The 18,038-nt window shown below is 63.9% G+C and carries 21 protein-coding genes; 9 read left to right on the forward strand and 12 right to left on the reverse strand.

Annotation, left to right across the window (positions count from 1 at the left end):
- Positions 1 to 74: 74 nt before the first annotated feature.
- Positions 75 to 746, reverse strand: a complete 672-nt coding sequence (locus ATJ78_RS13425) for a TetR/AcrR family transcriptional regulator (RefSeq protein ID WP_098408706.1) — start codon at positions 744 to 746, stop codon at positions 75 to 77.
- Positions 747 to 849: 103 nt separating this feature from the next.
- Here ATJ78_RS13425 and ATJ78_RS13430 point away from each other — a divergent pair, with 103 nt between their 5' ends.
- On the forward strand, positions 850 to 1,398 hold the full coding sequence (locus tag ATJ78_RS13430; RefSeq protein ID WP_098408707.1) for a dihydrofolate reductase family protein: 549 nt from the start codon (positions 850 to 852) through the stop codon (positions 1,396 to 1,398).
- A gap of 189 nt (positions 1,399 to 1,587) precedes the next feature.
- Here the strand turns inward: ATJ78_RS13430 and ATJ78_RS13435 are convergent, their stop codons facing one another.
- From ATJ78_RS13435 to ATJ78_RS13455, 5 genes are all read right to left on the reverse strand, one after another.
- Positions 1,588 to 1,908: a HigA family addiction module antitoxin gene (locus ATJ78_RS13435; protein WP_098408708.1), complete on the reverse strand. Its 321-nt coding sequence runs from the start codon at positions 1,906 to 1,908 to the stop codon at positions 1,588 to 1,590.
- Positions 1,883 to 2,164: a type II toxin-antitoxin system RelE/ParE family toxin gene (locus tag ATJ78_RS13440; protein WP_098408709.1), complete on the reverse strand. Its 282-nt coding sequence runs from the start codon at positions 2,162 to 2,164 to the stop codon at positions 1,883 to 1,885. The genes ATJ78_RS13435 and ATJ78_RS13440 overlap by 26 nt, the downstream gene beginning before the upstream one ends.
- A 152-nt stretch (positions 2,165 to 2,316) precedes the next feature.
- Positions 2,317 to 3,030, reverse strand: a complete 714-nt coding sequence (locus tag ATJ78_RS13445) for a nucleotidyltransferase domain-containing protein (protein ID WP_169923461.1) — start codon at positions 3,028 to 3,030, stop codon at positions 2,317 to 2,319.
- 57 nt (positions 3,031 to 3,087) lie between these two features.
- A complete protein-coding gene (gene ychF / locus ATJ78_RS13450) occupies positions 3,088 to 4,161 on the reverse strand; it encodes a redox-regulated ATPase YchF (protein WP_098408711.1) in 1,074 nt (357 codons plus the stop codon).
- 20 nt (positions 4,162 to 4,181) lie between these two features.
- On the reverse strand, positions 4,182 to 4,928 hold the full coding sequence (locus ATJ78_RS13455; protein WP_098408712.1) for a class I SAM-dependent methyltransferase: 747 nt from the start codon (positions 4,926 to 4,928) through the stop codon (positions 4,182 to 4,184).
- Between the two features lie 118 nt (positions 4,929 to 5,046).
- Here ATJ78_RS13455 and ATJ78_RS13460 point away from each other — a divergent pair, with 118 nt between their 5' ends.
- Positions 5,047 to 6,327 carry a DNA recombination protein RmuC gene (locus ATJ78_RS13460; protein WP_098408713.1) on the forward strand — a complete coding sequence of 427 codons (1,281 nt, stop codon included), beginning with the start codon at positions 5,047 to 5,049 and terminating at the stop codon, positions 6,325 to 6,327.
- A gap of 3 nt (positions 6,328 to 6,330) precedes the next feature.
- On the opposite strand, the gene ATJ78_RS13465 is transcribed toward ATJ78_RS13460, so the two are convergent.
- From ATJ78_RS13465 to ATJ78_RS13480, 3 genes are all read right to left on the reverse strand, one after another.
- Positions 6,331 to 7,143: a nitroreductase family protein gene (locus ATJ78_RS13465; protein WP_098408714.1), complete on the reverse strand. Its 813-nt coding sequence runs from the start codon at positions 7,141 to 7,143 to the stop codon at positions 6,331 to 6,333.
- A 340-nt stretch (positions 7,144 to 7,483) separates the two neighbouring features.
- Positions 7,484 to 8,482: a class II fructose-bisphosphatase gene (gene glpX, locus ATJ78_RS13475; RefSeq protein WP_098408716.1), complete on the reverse strand. Its 999-nt coding sequence runs from the start codon at positions 8,480 to 8,482 to the stop codon at positions 7,484 to 7,486.
- A gap of 119 nt (positions 8,483 to 8,601) precedes the next feature.
- Positions 8,602 to 9,543, reverse strand: coding sequence for a class II fructose-bisphosphatase family protein (locus tag ATJ78_RS13480; RefSeq protein ID WP_098408717.1), 942 nt, complete (start codon positions 9,541 to 9,543; stop codon positions 8,602 to 8,604).
- A 99-nt stretch (positions 9,544 to 9,642) separates the two neighbouring features.
- On the opposite strand from ATJ78_RS13480, the gene fbaA reads away from it, so the two are divergent.
- Entirely contained in the window at positions 9,643 to 10,674 is a 1,032-nt protein-coding gene (gene fbaA, locus ATJ78_RS13485; protein ID WP_098408718.1) for a class II fructose-bisphosphate aldolase, read from the forward strand.
- Positions 10,675 to 10,753: 79 nt separating this feature from the next.
- On the opposite strand, the gene ATJ78_RS13490 is transcribed toward fbaA, so the two are convergent.
- Positions 10,754 to 11,410 carry a DUF6264 family protein gene (locus ATJ78_RS13490; protein WP_098408719.1) on the reverse strand — a complete coding sequence of 219 codons (657 nt, stop codon included), beginning with the start codon at positions 11,408 to 11,410 and terminating at the stop codon, positions 10,754 to 10,756.
- Positions 11,411 to 11,416: 6 nt separating this feature from the next.
- Positions 11,417 to 12,451, reverse strand: coding sequence for a 4-hydroxy-3-methylbut-2-enyl diphosphate reductase (locus ATJ78_RS13495; protein ID WP_098409389.1), 1,035 nt, complete (start codon positions 12,449 to 12,451; stop codon positions 11,417 to 11,419).
- 70 nt (positions 12,452 to 12,521) lie between these two features.
- Between ATJ78_RS13495 and xseA the strand changes: the two genes are divergently transcribed.
- From xseA to ATJ78_RS13520, 5 genes are read left to right on the forward strand one after another with little or no spacing between them, the layout of a single operon-like run.
- The gene (xseA, locus tag ATJ78_RS13500; RefSeq protein WP_098408720.1) at positions 12,522 to 13,739 is read left to right on the forward strand and encodes an exodeoxyribonuclease VII large subunit; all 1,218 of its coding nucleotides are present in this window, start codon (positions 12,522 to 12,524) and stop codon (positions 13,737 to 13,739) included.
- Between the two features lie 31 nt (positions 13,740 to 13,770).
- Positions 13,771 to 13,998, forward strand: a complete 228-nt coding sequence (locus tag ATJ78_RS13505; RefSeq protein ID WP_098408721.1) for an exodeoxyribonuclease VII small subunit — start codon at positions 13,771 to 13,773, stop codon at positions 13,996 to 13,998.
- Complete coding sequence (locus ATJ78_RS13510; RefSeq protein ID WP_098408722.1) at positions 13,995 to 14,669, forward strand: DUF4245 domain-containing protein; 675 nt, start codon at positions 13,995 to 13,997, stop codon at positions 14,667 to 14,669. The genes ATJ78_RS13505 and ATJ78_RS13510 overlap by 4 nt, the downstream gene beginning before the upstream one ends.
- Positions 14,669 to 15,301 carry a carbonic anhydrase gene (locus ATJ78_RS13515; RefSeq protein ID WP_098408723.1) on the forward strand — a complete coding sequence of 211 codons (633 nt, stop codon included), beginning with the start codon at positions 14,669 to 14,671 and terminating at the stop codon, positions 15,299 to 15,301. The genes ATJ78_RS13510 and ATJ78_RS13515 overlap by 1 nt, the downstream gene beginning before the upstream one ends.
- A gap of 60 nt (positions 15,302 to 15,361) precedes the next feature.
- Positions 15,362 to 16,756, forward strand: a complete 1,395-nt coding sequence (locus tag ATJ78_RS13520) for a class II fumarate hydratase (RefSeq protein ID WP_098408724.1) — start codon at positions 15,362 to 15,364, stop codon at positions 16,754 to 16,756.
- A 55-nt stretch (positions 16,757 to 16,811) separates the two neighbouring features.
- On the opposite strand, the gene ATJ78_RS13525 is transcribed toward ATJ78_RS13520, so the two are convergent.
- The gene (locus tag ATJ78_RS13525; protein WP_245836327.1) at positions 16,812 to 17,525 is read right to left on the reverse strand and encodes an SDR family oxidoreductase; all 714 of its coding nucleotides are present in this window, start codon (positions 17,523 to 17,525) and stop codon (positions 16,812 to 16,814) included.
- Between the two features lie 142 nt (positions 17,526 to 17,667).
- Here ATJ78_RS13525 and ATJ78_RS13530 point away from each other — a divergent pair, with 142 nt between their 5' ends.
- The gene (locus ATJ78_RS13530; RefSeq protein ID WP_211288470.1) at positions 17,668 to 18,036 is read left to right on the forward strand and encodes a MerR family transcriptional regulator; all 369 of its coding nucleotides are present in this window, start codon (positions 17,668 to 17,670) and stop codon (positions 18,034 to 18,036) included.
- Positions 18,037 to 18,038 lie beyond the last annotated feature (2 nt).

Raw genomic sequence — 18,038 nt, forward strand, 5'->3', positions numbered from 1 at the left:
CCACGATCTCATTGATTCACCACGGCGGCCCGCCGATCGCCGCGGGTGTCACACGTTGCCATCACGTTGCGCAGTCAACCACCATTTCGAGGGCGCAGGTCTCTCGACGATGCTCGGTGGTCCACCGCTTTGCCGTAGCGTTTGGCGATCGTGCGGGCCGCTTCATCGATGACGTAGAGCTGCTCCTCGTCCGTGATCGACCACGTGCCGTGCACCAAACGCGGCCAGAACATCGACGATGCGATCATGCCCAGGAACTGCGCGGATGCGACATCCGAGTCCTCAATGTCGGCTCTTCCCGCCGCGTGTTCCGCCTCCAAATAGCGCCGGAGGGTCGCAAGCACGGGCAACGTCCCGAAATCGAAGGTGCGATCTCGCAGCTCCGGGAACCTTGGCGACTCAGCGATCACAGTCCGCATCAGCGCGACCATGTGCGGACGGTTGAGCAGCTCCGCATACAGACGTCCAAGCACCACCAAGCCACGATGGAAGTCTCCCTTTGGAACTGCGATTGGCGCAGCCTCGGGCGACCCGCCCGCCGCGAGCACGGTCGCCTCAAACAGCTCAGCCTTCGTCGGGAACTGCTTGAACAACGTCGCCTTCGACACGCCCGCTCCTTCGGCGACGCGTGCCAACGATGTGCGGTCGTACCCGGAGTCGAGGAACAAGCGCACAGCTGAGTCGAGGATCTTTTCACGGTTCGTCGCGGCGACTTCACGGTGATACGAGGACAACTGGCGAGGCATGACGTCAGTATGTCATAGAGGTGAGTTACTTGACTTGCATCTAATGGGACCACTAAATTCATGGTGGTGAGTCGATCGGCTCACCATCACAAAGGAGAAGATCATGGGCCAAGTGATCGTGCACGCGACGATGACTGTTGACGGGTTCATCGCGGACATCGGCGGCGAAGTCGATTGGATGTTCGGCCGGCCGTCCGCCCCGGAGGACGATGCAGTGGTCGCCAACGTCATCGAACGGATCGGTGCCGTGGTCGGCGGGGCGAACAAGACGCAGACCATCGACGACGGCGAGATCCCCTATGGCGGCATGCTCAACGTGCCCGTGTACCTCATGACGCACAGCCCTCACGACCCGATCGAACGGGATGGCATCACGTACACCTTCATCGTCGACGACATCGCAGAAGCCGTCGAGTTAGCCAAACTGGCGGCGGGAGAGAAGTGGGTCAGCCTACTCGGCGGCAGCATCTCGCGCCAATGCCTCCAGCTCGATCTCGTCGACGAAATCCATCTCGACGTCGCGCCAGTACTCCTCGGCGAGGGTATCCCGCTGTTCGCAGGCCTGGAAAAGCGCGTAGAGCTGGAACGCCTCGAGACGTCGGCCTTTGCGAGCGAGACCCATCTCCGCTACCGCGTCGTCCACCCAACATGACCGACCACCTTGTCGCTGTGCCGAGCGATGAGGTGGACTCCGTGCGGCGCATACCCATATGGCCTGATCGGGGTCCCACTCACCGAATTCGGCCTGATACTCGGCGCCGAAGAGCCTGCGTAACTCAGCAAGGTCGCTGGAGGACAGTTCACCGTGCGCAATGACATGGATCGCGACTTCCGGCACGCGTCAGGCGACCTTCAGCGGCGTGATCGCAGCGACCTTGTCACGCAGCGCACGGCGCTCGAGCCGCAGCTCGTAATTCGACTGCAGGTTCATCCAGAACTCATCGGACGTCCCGAAGTACCGCGCCAAACGGATCGCCGTGTCGGCTGTGATGCCGCGCTTACCGTGAACAATCTCGTTGATCCGGCGCGGTGGCACACCGATAGACACAGCTAGCTTGTTCTGCGTGATCCCGAAGCCCTCGATGAAATCCTCCATCAGGATCTCTCCCGGGTGGACAGGCTCGATCAGATCAGCCTCAGTGGTAGTCGACGAGTTCGACATCTTCCGCACCTCCATCTCTCCAGACGAAGCAGATACGCCACTGCGCATTCACACGGACACTGTGTTGACCGCGTCGATCACCGACCAGGCGCTCCAACCGGTTCCCGGGCGGGATCCGCAGGTCGTCAACATCCTTTGCCGCATGTATCAACTCGAGCTTGCGCAGCGTCGCCCGCTGCACAGTCCGGTCAACACCCTTGACGTACTGCTCGTGCCAGATTCGCTCGGTGCCCTTGCTCCCGAACGATCTGATCACAAGGCAAGCATATAACGATGATCGTCAATAACGCTAAACGTTAAACCTAAACTCCACGGAGTTCCGGCACTTACCAACCTCTGCGACGAGAACCCTCCACGAGAGCGCCGACGGACAGACCTCGACCAGGTGGTCGTCGTCGCGGGACCATGTCAGTCAAGATCGCGAGGCTTCTCTCCCCGGACATGCCCGGACTGCAGAGAACCGCCCACCTCGTCGAGCAGCGCATTGCAGCTTGTCAGAAGAGCGCCCGTGTCACGTCCACCTCGCTCCGCCCAAGCTGCCAAGCCGAACGGGTCGCCGTGCGCACGCAACTCACGCAGCAGCCACTTCCCCGTCCCCATCCAACATCCCTTCCACAGCAGAGCCAGCTCAGCCGCTTCCTTCCACGCCGCCCACGACGCCACGTTGCGAATGCCCTGATCCCCTGCATCCGCGACATCGTCGACCAATGCCGACAGAGCGTACCGCCGTCGATTCAGCTGTTCATCATCGATAGGTGCAGGACCTGCATCAAACACAGCCCGCGAGCCTGCAGCCATGCCGTCAGCAACTTCGCCCGGAACGAGCGACACTCCGCTCGTGATCAGACGGTCCAGTACCGGACGGCCGTCGTCGCGCCCTTTCTTCAACCACGGCAAGAGCCCGTCCCGCCCGTACACGAATGCCTCCACGAGCTGGCCCTCGAACGTGACCGTCTCTACGAACGACGCAGAGGCCCACGTATCCGGGAGCACGATCAGGATGTCGAGGTCCGAGGAATCGGTTGCATCTCCAGATGCGGCGCTGCCTCCGAGGAATGCCGCGAGTGCCTGCGGATAGTGCGCATCGACAAAGCGTCGCGCACGGGCTACGAAGTCAGTCACGTCAACGATTCTGCCGCACCGTCAAAGTCCTCGACGGACTTTTTCGCCCGGCCCCGACTAGACGTTGAAGCGGAACTCCACCACGTCGCCATCCTTCATGACGTAGTCCTTGCCCTCCATACGAGCCTTCCCGTGCGCACGCGCTTCCTGCACGGACCCGGTCTCCACAAGGTCATCGAACGAAATGACCTCGGCCTTAATGAAGCCCTTCTCAAAGTCCGTGTGAATGACTCCAGCAGCCTGCGGCGCCTTCCAGCCTTTGCCGATTGTCCACGCCCGAGCCTCCTTCGGCCCCGCCGTCAGGTACGTCTGCAACCCGAGCGTGTCAAAGCCCACACGAGCAAGCTGGTCGAGCCCCGACTCATCCTGCCCCGTGGAGGCGAGCAGCTCTGCAGCATCCTCTGGATCAAGATCAATCAACTCAGACTCGATCTTGGCGTCGAGGAACACGGCCTCTGCCGGCGCGACAAGCGCAGCAAGCTCCTGCTTCTTGTCAGCATCCGTCAGTATCTCTTCATCCACGTTGAAAACGTAGATAAACGGCTTGGTCGTCAGAAGGCCAAGTTCTGCAATGGGGTCGAGATCAATGGATGCTGACGACAGCGGCGTTCCGGCCTGCAGAGCCTCCTGCGCTTCTTTCGCAGCGGTCAGCACCTCAGGACCGATCTTCTTTCCGCGGGCCTCCTTCTCGTACCGCGGAATCGCGCGCTCGATAGTCTCGAGGTCAGCGAGAATCAGCTCCGTGTTGATGGTCTCCATGTCGGCCTTCGGGTCGATGGTGCCGTCAACGTGCACGACATCGTCATCGGAGAATCCGCGAACGACCTCGGCGATCGCGTCTGCCTCGCGAATGTTGGCGAGGAACTTATTGCCGAGCCCCTCCCCCTCGCTGGCTCCGCGCACAATGCCCGCGATGTCGACGAACGACACGGTCGCAGGCAGAATGCGCTCACTGCCGAAGAGCTTCGCCAGCACGTCGAGACGCGGATCGGGAAGATTCACGACGCCCACGTTCGGCTCGATCGTCGCGAACGGATAGTTCGCCGCAAGAACCTGGTTCTTGGTGAGAGCGTTGAACAGGGTTGATTTGCCGACGTTGGGAAGTCCGACGATACCGATAGTGAGAGCCACGAGGCTCTATCGTACCGGTCTCAGTCTGTGAGGCGCGCTCGGTGGCACTCTGTGAGGTACGGCAGCTCAAGGGTTCCGTCTGCCGCCACGGCATCGCTCGCGATGGCCTGAACGCGATCGACGATCTCAGCCTGCTCTGGCGGCGATTTGAGCGAGACGTAGCTCAGTGAGCGAAGGTACGTGTCGAGTTCCGGCAGGGTGAGCTTACGCGTCCACGACGTCGTCCATGACTCAACGTGGCCGAAGAGCTCGCCGATCTGAGGGGTCTCGTATTCGACGTTGAATCGCGGGAGCTTTCCGAGCACCTCCTCCATCTCTCGCACCCACGCGATCCGGTCGTCGTGCATGTTCCACACGAGCGAGAGCAGACCGGCGGTCCGAAGAATGCGCGCGATCTCGGGGACTGCAGCGTCAGCATCCACCCAGTGCCACGCCTGAGCCACCGTCACGACGTCCACGCTCGCGTCCTCGACGGGGATCGACTCGGCGGTGCCCTGGCGAGCATCGACCGTCGGCAGGCGTTCTGCCAGCTTCTGCAGCATTTCTACAGACGGTTCAACGGCGATCACGTCCAGACCACGCGCAACGAGCGACTCCGTGAACTTGCCCGTGCCTGCTCCGAGATCGAGCACGCGTCGCGTCCGCTCCGGCACAAGCCAATCGATCGCGGCATCGGGATACGTGGGGCGCGCGGCCTGGTAACTCTCAGCGACGTGCCCGAAAGACAGGGCCCGTTGCTCAGAAAGATCGCTTCTCTCGACGCTCATGAGACCAGCCCAGCACGGAGCGGTCGCGGCCGCAAGAGTCCATCACGGCGCGACTCGTGTTTCAGTGCGCGGCGTGCTGTGAGCACCGATTGTCAGTCGTGCTTGAGACGATGACGTCATGGATGCAGCTCTTCCTCTCGTCATCGGACTGATCATCGGCGCTCTCGTGGGCGCCGCGTGCGCATGGGCAGTGTTTCTCATTCGTTCTAAGAGCAGAGCGGATGCTGCAAACCCGGCGCTCGTCGAAGCACGACACCAACACGAGCTGCAGTCTCTGCGCGCCGAAGAGTCCGCTGCTCGATCGGAGCTGCAGGCAGACCTCGCACGCATGGAGGCGACAGCCGAGCACCTGAACGCGCAAGTCGTGCAGCTCACGCGCGAACGGGAGCAGAGGGCCGAACGCGACAAATCAGAGAACGCTCTTCTGCAGGCGATCGCTCCCGTGCGACAGAGCCTGCAGGACATGCAGCGCACCGTCGCTCAGCTTGAAGAGCAGCGGCAGAAGCAGCACGGCGAACTGTCTCAGCAATTGCGCACGGCCGTCGAGTCCGACGAGCACTTGCGCAAGACCACAGATTCGCTCGCCGCCGCCCTCAGCAACAATTCCGTCCGCGGCGTATGGGGTGAGACCCAACTGCGCAGCGTCGTCGAGGCCGCGGGACTTATCGAGCGCGTCGACTTTGACGTTCAGACCTCGATTTCATCGGATGCCGGTGCCGGACGCCCCGACATGGTCGTACACCTCCCCGGCGGCAAGAGCATCGCCGTCGACTCAAAGGTGCCGATGGGCTCCTACCTCGAAGCCAGCGCAATCCCTCTCACGGCGACGGGTGAAGAAGGGGCGCGTCGCGAAAAGCTCCTGACCGCACACGTGAAGGCCGTGCGCGACCACATTTCGGCGCTCGGGGGCAAGGCGTACTGGGACGGCCTCGACGCCAGCCCAGAGCTCGTCATCGCGTTCATTCCCAGCGAGTCCCTGGTCTCGAGCGCGCTCGAGGCAGACCCTGCGCTCATGGAGTACGCATTTGGAAAGCGCGTTGCTCTCGCCTCCCCCGTCACCCTGTGGTCCGTGCTCAAGACCGTCGCATTCAGCTGGCAGCAAGAGCTCGTCACGGCAGAAGCGAAGCAACTGTTCGATCTCAGCCGTGAACTGTACTCCAGGCTCAGCACGATGGCCGGACACATCGACAAGCTTGGTCGCTCGGTACGCGCAACGGTGAGCGACTACAACCGCTTTGTCGGATCACTGGAGCGCACCGTTCTTCCGTCGGCACGCAAACTCAACAAGGTCGACGAGTCCAAGATCATTCCGCCGATCGACGAGGTCGAGGAGGCGCCTCGCGAACTCGCCGCCTACGAGCTCGTTGCCGAACTCGACACCGAATCCCGCTCTGCCTGAGCGCTACTCCGGAGAAAGCTGCGATGCATCGTCCCAGCCGGTCTGAGGCGTATCGCAGGTCTCTCTGAAGACGAATTGCGACGGCAGCTTTCGCTGCCTGCTTGTCCAGTCGATCGCCGGACGGCGCTGCTCCGGTGGCACGTATCCGAGTCGGTAGACAGCCATGAGCTCGAGGTCGTCTGGCACCCGCAGGAGATTCTCGATCTGAGTCCATCGCCCCGGCACCTCCATGGGGAACGACACGAACTGAATGCCCATGCCCAGTTCGACCGTGGTCAGCCAGATGTTCTCCATGGCCGCGCCCATGCTGAACACCGAGTAGAACGACGACAGCTCCCCCGGCCGATGCTCGCTTCGGTCGAGCATCACACCGAGCAGCAGTGGTGAGCCGGCGACGAGCTTGCGGTTCTCTTCGCCGAGCGTCTGCGGCACGCGCATGGTGTTCATGAGCTTCTGGCCCCGCTTGGTGAACACTTGGCTGGTGAACGGCCGAAGCGCCTTCGGCAGCTTGTCGAACAGCATCCCGTCGCGTCGACGTTCCATCTCGTCGTCGCTGAAGCGGAAGTACGGCTTGTATCGCTCGAAGAACGTGCCGTTCGACATCGCCTCTGTCATGCTCTCACCGCTGATCGCCGCGACGCTCTCGATGGTCTCTCGGTTCTCGATCACGACGAACCGCCAGGGCTGACTGTTCAACTGAGAAGGCGCGCGTCCGGCCACCTCGATGAGCAGTCTCTGGTGCTCCTCGCTGACGCGATCGGGCAGAAATGCGCCGTTGGTTGTCTTGCGTCGTCGGACGACGTCGAGAAAGTCCACGCTCAGCTCCTCAGTGATTCGATGACAGCCGCCGCATAACTCGGTGCGGCGCTCAGGGCGATACGTGAATGATCGGCACTTCCCGCTCTCACACGTCGCGAGGCTAGCGCGATAAGAGCTGCACTGGCCGGCACAAGTGTGAGCGCGATACTCGGTCGCTTCGCCATCGAAGCGCACGCCGCGGCTCCCGTCAGCGTAGACGTGACGATGAAGAACGCGTGGTGGACCCACCGAGAGTTCTCCGTGCGAAAGACGCCGCTCGCGGTGCCTGCGCCCAGAACGCACGTTGCCGCATACGACAGCGCCGCACCGCCCGCGAGCGGTGCGGCGAGCCGGTGAATCACTTCTCGTCGTCTAGCCACTTCTCCGCAAGATGGTCGGCCGATATGCGGCGGATCGTGCCCGACTTCGAGCGGAGCACGACGCTCGACGTGCGAATGATCGGACCCATGCGACGCACGCCATCGACGAGGCCGCCGTCTGTGACGCCAGTCGCGACGAAGAAGGTGTTGTCGCTGTTCACGAGCTCGTCGGCCTCGTACACGTAGTCCATCTTGAGCCCGGCGTCGATGCCCTTCTGCCGCTCGTCATCGTCTTTCGGCGCCATGCGGCCCTGAATGAAACCGCCGAGCCCCTTGAGGGCGCACGCCGTGACAATGCCCTCGGGGCTCCCGCCGATACCGACGCACATGTCGATGCGCGTCCCATAGCGTGCGGCGTTGATTCCGCCGGCGACATCTCCGTCGAGCATGAGCCTGGTGCCGGCGCCAGCGGCGCGAATGTCGTCGATGAGCTTCTCGTGGCGGGGCCGGTCGAGAACGGCGACCGTGAGGTCCTCGACCTTTTTGCCTTTGGCCTTCGCGAGGGCACGCAGGTTCTCGCCGATCGGCTTGCGAATATCGACGACGCCGATGCCCTCGGCTCCCGTGACAAGCTTGTCCATGTAGAACACGCTCGAGGCATCGAGCATCGTGCCGCGGTCAGAGACGGCGATGACCGAGAGCGCGTTCTGGCGGCCCGCGGCTGTCAGGCTCGTTCCGTCGATCGGATCAACCGCCATATCGCAGTGCGGTCCCGACCCGTTTCCGACGGCCTCGCCGTTGTAGAGCATCGGGGCCTCGTCTTTCTCGCCTTCGCCGATAACCACGCGACCATCGAAGTTGACGGTGCCGAGAAACGCCCGCATGGCGTCAACGGCTGCCTTGTCTGCGGCGTTCTTGTCGCCGCGCCCGATGAACGGAACGGCGCGGATCGCCGCGGCTTCGGTGGCGCGCACGAGCTCGAGTGCGAGGTTGCGGTCGGGGTGACGGTAGTGCGATGCGGAGTCTGTCGTGCTCACGATGTCCTTGTCAGGTCGGCGGTGGAACGAAGTGGCCGGACGTTCACGCCGTCTTCAGCCTAGTCCCGCCATCACTGCTCGAACAGCTATTGCCAGACTCTGCACGGGTGTGCATGGGGTCAGACCCGTGGATGCTGCGCGACGATGGTTCGCGCGTCACCGTTCCCGTCGATAACGAGGCTCTCCGTCACGAAGCCGTCGTCGACCCGGCGGGGCGCCGCGAGTCCCGCAGCATCCGTCACCGCCGTGAGCACGAAGATTCCCGGTGCCGCCGCGAGGTCGTGCAGACGCAGCAGCTCGCCGTGCGTCTGCCCTGCAGCATCCGCTCGTTCGCGCTCCCCCGCCGTCTGCGGAGCCAGCCGCGCCTGCATGTGCCCGCCAAGTGCCGCAACCGCGACCGACGTCAGAACGCCCTCGGGGGCTCCGCCGATTCCGATGAGCAGATCGACGCCGTCTCCGCGAGCAGCGCGCAGCGACTCGATCACGTCACCGTCGGCGAACGGAACCACGCTCGCGCCGGCGTCGCGCGCTTCGTCGATGTAGCCCTGATTGCGCGGGCGCGACTGCACGGCCACGCGCAGCGAGCTCAAGGGGCGCTCCAGTGCCGAGGCGAGAATCTGGAGGTTCTCGGTGAGCGAGCGTTCGAGAGACAGCGTCGCCCCTGCGCCTACGCAGATGAGTTTCTCCATGTAGAACACGTGGCCCGGATCGAGAAGCGCTCCGCGCGGCGCCGCAGCAAGCACGGCGACAGAGCCGGGGCGAGCCTCGGCGGCCAGGCGTGTTCCATCAACAGGGTCAACGGCCACGTCGACCTCGGGGCCGCCCGCTCCGAGGCGCTCACCCGCGTACAGCATGGGCGCCTCGTCTTTCTCACCCTCGCCGACCACAATGCTCGCGTCGACGGGCACAGTCTCGAACGCATCACGCATGGCGACCACCGCGGCGTGATCGACACCGACTTTGTCACCCGAACCGACAAAGCGGGATGCTGCGACGGCGGCGCGCCCGGTAACGCGCGCGAGGTGGTCGTGAAGGGCACGGTCGCTCGATTCGAAGATCATGCGCCCATCCTCTCGCACACGGCGACACGTTGTGCGCGCGCAGCATCCGGGTCAGTAAGCTGTGGGGGCAAGCAAAGTCACGCCCCGCTAGGAGAAGTCATGCCCATTGCAACCCCGGAGCAGTACGCTCAGATGCTCGACAACGCCAAGTCGAAGGGCTTCGCGTTTCCGGCGTTCAACGTCTCGAGCTCGCAGACCATTCACGCTGTGCTGCAAGGCCTCACCGAAGCCGGCTCCGACGGCATCATCCAGGTGACGACGGGCGGTGCAGATTACTTCGCCGGGCACACCGTCAAGAACAGGGCGTCCGGCGCTCTCGCCTTCGCCCGCTTCGCGACCGAGGTTGCGAAGAACTACCCGATCACTGTCGCGCTGCACACCGACCACTGCCCCAAGAACGCCCTCGACGACTTCGTCATGCCCCTCATCGCAGCGAGCGAAGAAGAGGTGAAGGCCGGGCGCAACCCGATCTTCCAGTCGCACATGTGGGACGGCTCGGCCGTCCCCCTCGACGAGAACATTCAGATCGCCGAAGACATGCTCAAACGCACGAAGGCCATCAACGCGATTCTCGAGGTCGAGATCGGCGTCGTCGGCGGCGAAGAAGACGGCGTCAAGCACGAGGGCACCAATGACGCGCTCTACACGACTGTCAATGACGTCACGAAGGCCGTCGAAGCGCTGGGACTCGGCGAGAACGGCCGCTACATCGCCGCCCTCACGTTCGGCAACGTGCACGGCGTGTACAAGCCCGGCAATGTCAAGCTGCGCCCGGAGCTGCTCGGTGAGATCCAGGCCGGCATCGCCGAGAAGTTCGGCACAGGTGCTAAGCCGCTCGACCTCGTCTTCCACGGCGGTTCGGGTTCGACCGACGCGGAGATCGCCGAGGCCGTGCGCAACGGTGTCATCAAGATGAACGTCGACACCGACACGCAGTACGCCTTCACGCGCTCGATCGCTGGCTACATGTTCGAGAACTACGAGGGTGTCCTCAAGGTCGACGGCGAGGTCGGAAACAAGAAGAAGTACGACCCGCGCGCCTGGGGCAAGGTCGCCGAAACGGGCATGGCCGCGCGCGTCGCGGAATCGACCCGTCACCTCGGATCAAACGGCAACTCGCTCACCATCTAGAGCGCAGAGCAAAAAAGCGGCGGATGCTGTCGGGCGGTGCCCGGCAGCATCTGCCCTTTTCGGGTCCGTGCGCCGGACCTTACGACAGGTCCGCCACGTACTGCATGAATGCCGGGTCATTCACCATCGCGACGGTGAGCAGAATCAGATACATCACGTTCGCGATGACGCCGACGACGAACGGAACCCACCACGTGGTCTTGCGGGCAGCGAGGCGCCGCAACGAGAGCAGAAGCGCAGCGATCCAGAGCCCGGCATAGACAACGAAGATGATCCAGCCGATCGTCGTGGCGAGCCCGGTGTTCGAGTACTCCCCCATGCCGAACTGCGCGTAGGCCTGCGTGAGCATCTGCGGCAGCTGAAACAGTGATGGCGCTGTGGTGAGCACGCTGAAGAGGCCGACGCCGAGCAGAATGTACGTCGAGAATCGGTCTGTGCGCCGCCGAACCTCCGCGACCGGGTCGTCGTTCGCCGAAGGCGCGTTCGAGGCTCGATGCACACGGTTGGGCTGGTGGTGCGGATGCTGCTCAGATTGCCCGGTGTCCCGCGAGGAACTTGGCTCCTGGTCGCGCTTCTCGATCGGAACAGACTCGTTGTCGTCGCTCGCGGGCACCCGAATGGCCGCACGCTGCTGCTCCGGAGTCGCGTACTCGCCGAACTGCGGCCGCGCCGGCTTCTTGTCTGCATACGCCCCGTACTTCGGCTGCGGGCGTTCGTCGCGTTCGTTATCGCTCATCGCACGTCACCTCCGCGCTCTGCCACCGAGCGCTCGGTCGTCGCGGTCACCGTTTGCCTGCGTACGCAGCTCCTTCGGCAGCGAAAAGACGAGGTCTTCTTCGGCGGTCGTCACCGGCTCGACATCAGCGTAACCGGCTTCGGCGAGCGCAGCGAGCACCTCGTTCACGAGCACATCGGGAACCGACGCTCCGCTCGTCACCCCAACGGTACGCACGCCGTCGAACCACTCCTGCTTGAGCTCGTACGCATAGTCGATGCGGTGTGCTGCACGCGCTCCGTTCTCGAGCGCGACCTCGACGAGGCGCACCGAATTCGACGAGTTGGCCGATCCGACGACGATGACCAGGTCAGCATCCACCGCCACTTTCTTGACGGCCACCTGACGGTTCTGTGTCGCGTAGCAGATGTCATCGCTCGGCGGATCTTGCAGGTTGGGAAACCGGGCGCGCAGGCGGTCGACTGTCTGCATGGTCTCATCGACGGACAGCGTCGTCTGGGACAGCCACACCACCTTGTCGGGGTCGCGGACCTCGACGGTGTCGGCCTCAGCAGGACTGCCGATGAGCGTCACGTGATCGGGCGCCTCGCCCGCCGTGCCCTCGACTTCTTCATGGCCATCGTGGCCGATCAAGAGAATCTCGTAGTCGTTCTTGGCAAAGCGCACAGCTTCTTTGTGCACCTTGGTGACGAGGGGGCACGTCGCGTCGATGGCCTGCAGACCACGAGCGGATGCCGCATCGACGACGGCCGGCGACACTCCATGAGCGCTGAAGACGATGTGAGCGCCCTCGGGAACCTCATCGACCTCGTCGACGAAGATCGCCCCCTTGACCTCGAGCTCCGTCACGACGTGGATGTTGTGCACGATCTGCTTGCGCACGTACACCGGTGCCCCGTACCGCTCGAGCGCCTTCTCGACGGCGATCACGGCGCGGTCGACTCCGGCGCAGTACCCTCGTGGGGCGGCGAGCAGCACGCGCTTGCTCCCGCCCGCCGGGATATCCTTGAGCTTCGACGAAGCACCGGGAATTCTCGGCATCGGAAGGTTGATGGTCACGTCGCTCACGCCCTCGATTCTAGGTGCGAGCGACTGAGGAAGGCTTGGGAACATGGCGAACGCACCCGCGACGATGGAGAACCCCTGGCCCGTCGCGGAGCTCGGCCACAAACTGCACGACTACATCGAGCGGCTCGGCACCGTGTGGATCGAAGGCGAGATCACGCAGTGGGGCGTGTCGGGGCGAAACGTGTACGGCAAGCTGAAAGACGTGTCGGCCGACGCGACCGTGAGCTTCACCATCTGGCAGTCGGTGCGGCAGAAGATTCCCGCCGACCTCAAACAGGGTGACCGCGTCGTCGCGCTCGTCAAGGTGAACTACTGGGTCAAGGGCGGCACACTCACGGTGCAGGTTCTCCAAATGAAGCACGTGGGGCTCGGCGATCTGCTCGAGCGCCTCGAGCGCTTGCGTGCCCAGCTTGCGTCTGAGGGTCTCTTCGACCCGGCGCGCAAGAAGAAGCTTCCGTTCCTTCCGGACTGCATCGGCCTCATTACGGGCAAGGATTCGGATGCTGAGAAGGACGTCTTGCGCAATGCCCAGTTGCGGTGGCCCGCCGTGGAGTTTCGCGTCAGGCATGCCGCCGTGCAGGGCGAACGCACGGTCACCGATGTTGTCGCGGCGATTTCCGCGCTCGACGCCGATCCCGATGTCGATGTCATCATCGTCGCGCGCGGCGGCGGCGATTTTCAGAACCTGCTCGGCTTCTCCGACGAGGCGGTCGTGCGTGCCGCTGCCGCGTGCTCGACTCCCCTCGTGAGCGCAATCGGCCACGAAGCGGATCGGCCGCTCCTCGACGAAGTTGCCGACCTGCGCGCGTCAACACCGACGGATGCTGCAAAGCGCGTCGTGCCGGACGTCGCCGAGCAGCAGCTCATCATTCAACAGGCGAGAGCTCGAATCTCAGGCCGCATGACGACGCTCATCACGCACGAAATCGGCCGCCTTGAGCAGCTTCGCTCTCGACCCGTCTTCGCGTCGCACACCTGGATCGTCGACACCCGAGCCGAAGAGCTCACCCGATACGTCGCGCGAGGAGCCGAGCTGATCGACCGCGTCATTGAACGCGAGCAGAACCGCACGAACGAGCTCGCTGCCTCGGTGCGCGCCCTCTCACCGCAGCGCACGCTCGACCGCGGCTACGCCATCGCGCAGACCCACGACGGGTCGGTCGTGCGTTCGACTCAGGACGCCCCCGACGAGACGCCTCTCATCCTCACGGTCGCCGATGGAGCAGTCGCCGCCGTGTCGCGCGGTCCCGCTGAGCGATAAACCGCTGCACGCGCGCCGCTAGGATGGAAGCATGTCTTCTTCCCCCGACGTGTCGTCACTGAGCTATGAGGAAGCCCGCGACGAGCTTGTGCGCGTGGTCACAGAGCTTGAGCAGGGCGCGTCGACACTCGAGCAGTCGCTGGCCCTGTGGGAGCGCGGCGAAGCCCTTGCCGGGCGATGCGAAGAGTGGCTGCTGGGCGCGAAGAAGCGTCTCGAAGCAGCGCGTGTCGCCCAAGCTGAGGCGACGGACGGCGAATGAGTCCGCAGCAGAAGCCGCCGCGCGTCGTGGCGGAGCTTGGCAGGCCCGAGACGCCCGAGGAGACAGCGGCGCGAAAGGCCGAGGACTCGCGCAAGTACCGGTCGCGCAAGACCGTCAGCAACCTGGTGTACTCCCTGCTGGCGACCCTCGGTCTCGTTCTCGTGATCGTGCTGATCGTTCCTCGCTCTGACACGTCTCTGCTGCCCGACGTCGACTACCACGCCGCCGCAGCTGACGCGCAGGAGGTGCGTGACGAGGTCATCCTCGACCCCGAGCTGCCCGACGACTGGACGAGCAACGGCGCAAAGCTCAGCATCGTCGACGATCCCGCGATCTCTGACTGGTACATCGGCCTGATCACGCCCGATGAGCAGTTCATCGGCATCCGACAGGGCTTCGATGCCAATGCCACGTGGCAGTCGCAGCAGCTCGACGATTCTCTCGCCGACTCCACCATCACGATCGACGGCGTCACCTGGACGGTGTACGACAATCGTGACGGCCAGAGCTCGAGCGACAACGGCAACATCGAATACGCCCTCGCGACAGAAGCGGGAACGAGCACAATACTCATCTTCGGCACCGCCGAGACGTCTGACTTCCGCACCGTCGCAGAAGCCGTCGCCGGTCAGGTCAAAGCCAATGCAGAACAGGTGAAAGGAAACAGCTGATGCCGCAGACGCGACCAGGCAAGGTATGGGCAGAGCTCGAAGATGGCAATCGTCGCTTCGTCGAAGGAACGCCGCTTCACCCTCACCAAGACACGCATCGCCGAGACAGCCTGGCGCACGAACAGCATCCGCAAGCTGTCGTCATCGGCTGCTCTGACTCGCGCGTCGCTCACGAGATCCTCTTCGACCAGGGTCTCGGCGACTTGTTCGTCGTGCGCAATGCGGGCCAGGTCGCGTCGGAATCAGCCGTCGGGTCTCTCGAATACGCTGTCGGCCCGCTCAACGTTCCGCTTCTGATCGTGCTCGGCCATGCAGAGTGCGGCGCTGTCGCCGCCGCCGTCGAATCTCAGAAGCCGGATGCTGCCCCGCTGCCACCCGCGATCGACAGTCTCGTTCAGCAGATCGTCCCGTCCGTGCACGAAGCCGCGACGTCCGCGGGAGTCGCGGCAGGTGACGCAGACCGAGCAGAGGTCGGGCAGCTGCACGTCCGGCGCACGATCTCACGAATTCTGGAGCAGTCCGAGATGATCAGCGACGCTGTTGCGAACAACACGCTGGGCATCGTCGGAGCGACCTACAATGTCGCCGATGGAGCTGTCGCCGTCAACACCATGATCGGCTTCATCGACTGAGGTCATTGACGCCCCGCACATCAACCGCGCAGTGATGCGCAGACCATAGAGGAGGATCCCGTGGCTGACACCGAGTACCGCATCGAGCACGACACGATGGGCGAGGTGCGTGTGCCCATCAACGCTCTCTACAGCGCGCAGACGCAGCGTGCCGTGCAGAACTTCCCCATCTCAGGCTCGGGGCTCGAGTCTGCGCAGATTTCGGCCTTGGCGCGCATCAAGAAATCGGCGGCGCTCGCGAACAAGCAGCTGGGCGTGCTCGACGGTGACATTGCCGATGCCATTGCCTCAGCTGCCGATGAGGTGATCTCCGGCGCGCACGACGACCAGTTCCCCGTTGACACCTACCAGACCGGCTCAGGAACGTCGTCGAACATGAACATGAACGAGGTTCTCGCGACCCTCGCCACGCAGCGCCTCGGCAGTCCCGTTCACCCGAACGACCACGTCAACTGCTCGCAGTCGTCGAACGATGTGTTCCCGACATCAGTGCATATCGCCGTCACCGGAGCCCTCATCGACGATCTCGTTCCCGCGCTTGACCACCTCGCCGTGGCGCTCGAGGCAAAAGCCGAGCTGTGGAAAGATGCCGTGAAGTCCGGGCGCACCCACCTCATGGACGCGACGCCCGTGACGCTCGGTCAGGAGTTCGGCGGATACGCCCGCCAGATTCGTCTGGGCATCGAGCGCGTCCGCGCGTCACTCACGCGTGTGGCCGAGGTTCCTCTCGGCGGCACCGCGACCGGCACGGGAATCAACACGCCGAAGGGCTTTCCGCAGCTCGTCATCTCACTGCTGCAAGACGAGACCGAGCTTCCCATCACCGAGGCAGAGGACCACTTCGAGGCGCAGGCCAACCGCGACGGGCTCGTCGAGGCATCGGGAGCACTGCGCTCCATCGCGGTGAGCCTCACCAAGATCTGCAACGATCTTCGGTGGATGGGATCGGGGCCGAACACCGGTCTCGGCGAGCTGCACATCCCCGACCTGCAGCCGGGATCCTCGATCATGCCCGGCAAAGTGAACCCCGTCATTCCCGAGGCGGTTCTCATGGTGGCGGCGCGTGTTGTCGGCAATGACGCGACGATCGCGTGGGGCGGAGCATCCGGCTCCTTTGAGCTCAACGTGCAGATTCCCGTCATGGGAACCGCACTGCTCGAATCGATCCGCCTGCTGTCGAACGCGTCGCGCGTTCTCGCCGACAAGACGATCGACGACCTCGAGGCGAACGTTGAGCGCGCGGCAGAGCTCGCGGGAATGTCACCGTCGACGGTGACCCCGCTCAACAAGATCATCGGCTACGAAGCCGGATCGAAGATCGCCAAGCACTCGGTCGCCAAGAACATCACGGTGCGCGAAGCCGTGATCGAGCTCGGGTATGTCGAGCGCGGCGAGATCACCGAGGAGCAGCTGGATGCTGCGCTCGATCTGCTCTCCATGACTCACCCGAACTGATCGCGTTTTGCAGCGGGCGGAGGAACCACTGCGGCTCCTCCGCCCGTTGCTGCGTTCACACCGTCTGGAACGCTCCCGCGTAGAACAGCGCCGGATCGTGCGCAAGCGCGTCCTTGACCGTGCGGCTCCAGTCGTCGACGACGACCTCGACCCGGCGGGCCTCGAGGCCGTCTAGCGTTGCTCGGGCCACCTCTGCCGGGTGGATCTTCGGTCCGTCGTACCCGGCCGAGATGTCGGTGTCTGCGGCGCCGAGGTGCACGCCTTGCACGAGAGTGCCGTGCTCGGCCAGCTCAAGCCGAACACCGTTCACCATGTTCCACTCGGCCGCCTTGGCTACCGCGTACGGAGCCGCGCCCGGGAAGGAGAACCACGAGAGAGCCGAAAGAACGGTCGTGATCGCACCGCCTCCGTTCGCCGCGAGCACGGGAGCAAAGCTTCTGATCACGTCGAGCGTCCCGAACAGGTGCGTGTCGAGTTCGCTGCGCAGCTCGGCGAGATCCGACCCGACGAGCGTCCCTCCCGCTTGAACCCCGGCGTTGTTGATCAGCAGCGTCACATCGCTCGCCTCCTCTGCGGCCCGCGCGATGCTGTCGTGATCGAGCAGATCGAGGTGCAGCACCTCGACGCCAGCGATGTCGACGGCGCGTGGATTCCGCGCGGTCGCGTAAACCCGGGCGACTCCCCGCCGTTTCAGCTCACGCACGAACTCGCGGCCGATTCCACGGTTCGCCCCAGTGACGAGTGCAACCTGGTCAGAGATATTCATCATGATCCTTCTGTGTGTGACGTCGCACCGGGCGGCACGACAGCATCACGGTACGAGTTGACACCGGTGTCAGATGCAAGCGAGAGCCTCTGGGCATACTCAGCGGTGACAGAGCGTTGTCACTCGCGACGGCAGCATTCGGAGGGTGCACGACGTGAATATCGGCGAGCTTGCAGCGAGAACCGGCACGAGCGCGCGCTCGCTGCGCTATTACGAGCAGCGCGGCATGCTGGAGGCTGAGCGGACGCTCGGCGGCTGGCGGGACTACCCCGAGAGCGCTGTCGACCGCGTCACACTGATTCGCACGCTCCTCGAGGCCGGTGTGCCGACGCAGACGATCGTTGAGATCATTCCGTGCGAGCACCTGGGGCAGCCGACGACGGAGATGATCGATCTGCTCGAGACTGAGCGCGATCGCCTTGATGCGAACGTCAGCGATCTTGTACGAGCGCGGAACCGTCTGACAGCGATGATTCAGGCAGCGCAATCATCGCGCGGGGAACTCACTGTCTGACC

The organism is Paramicrobacterium agarici (assembly GCF_002563955.1).
GTDB lineage: Bacteria > Actinomycetota > Actinomycetes > Actinomycetales > Microbacteriaceae > Paramicrobacterium > Paramicrobacterium agarici.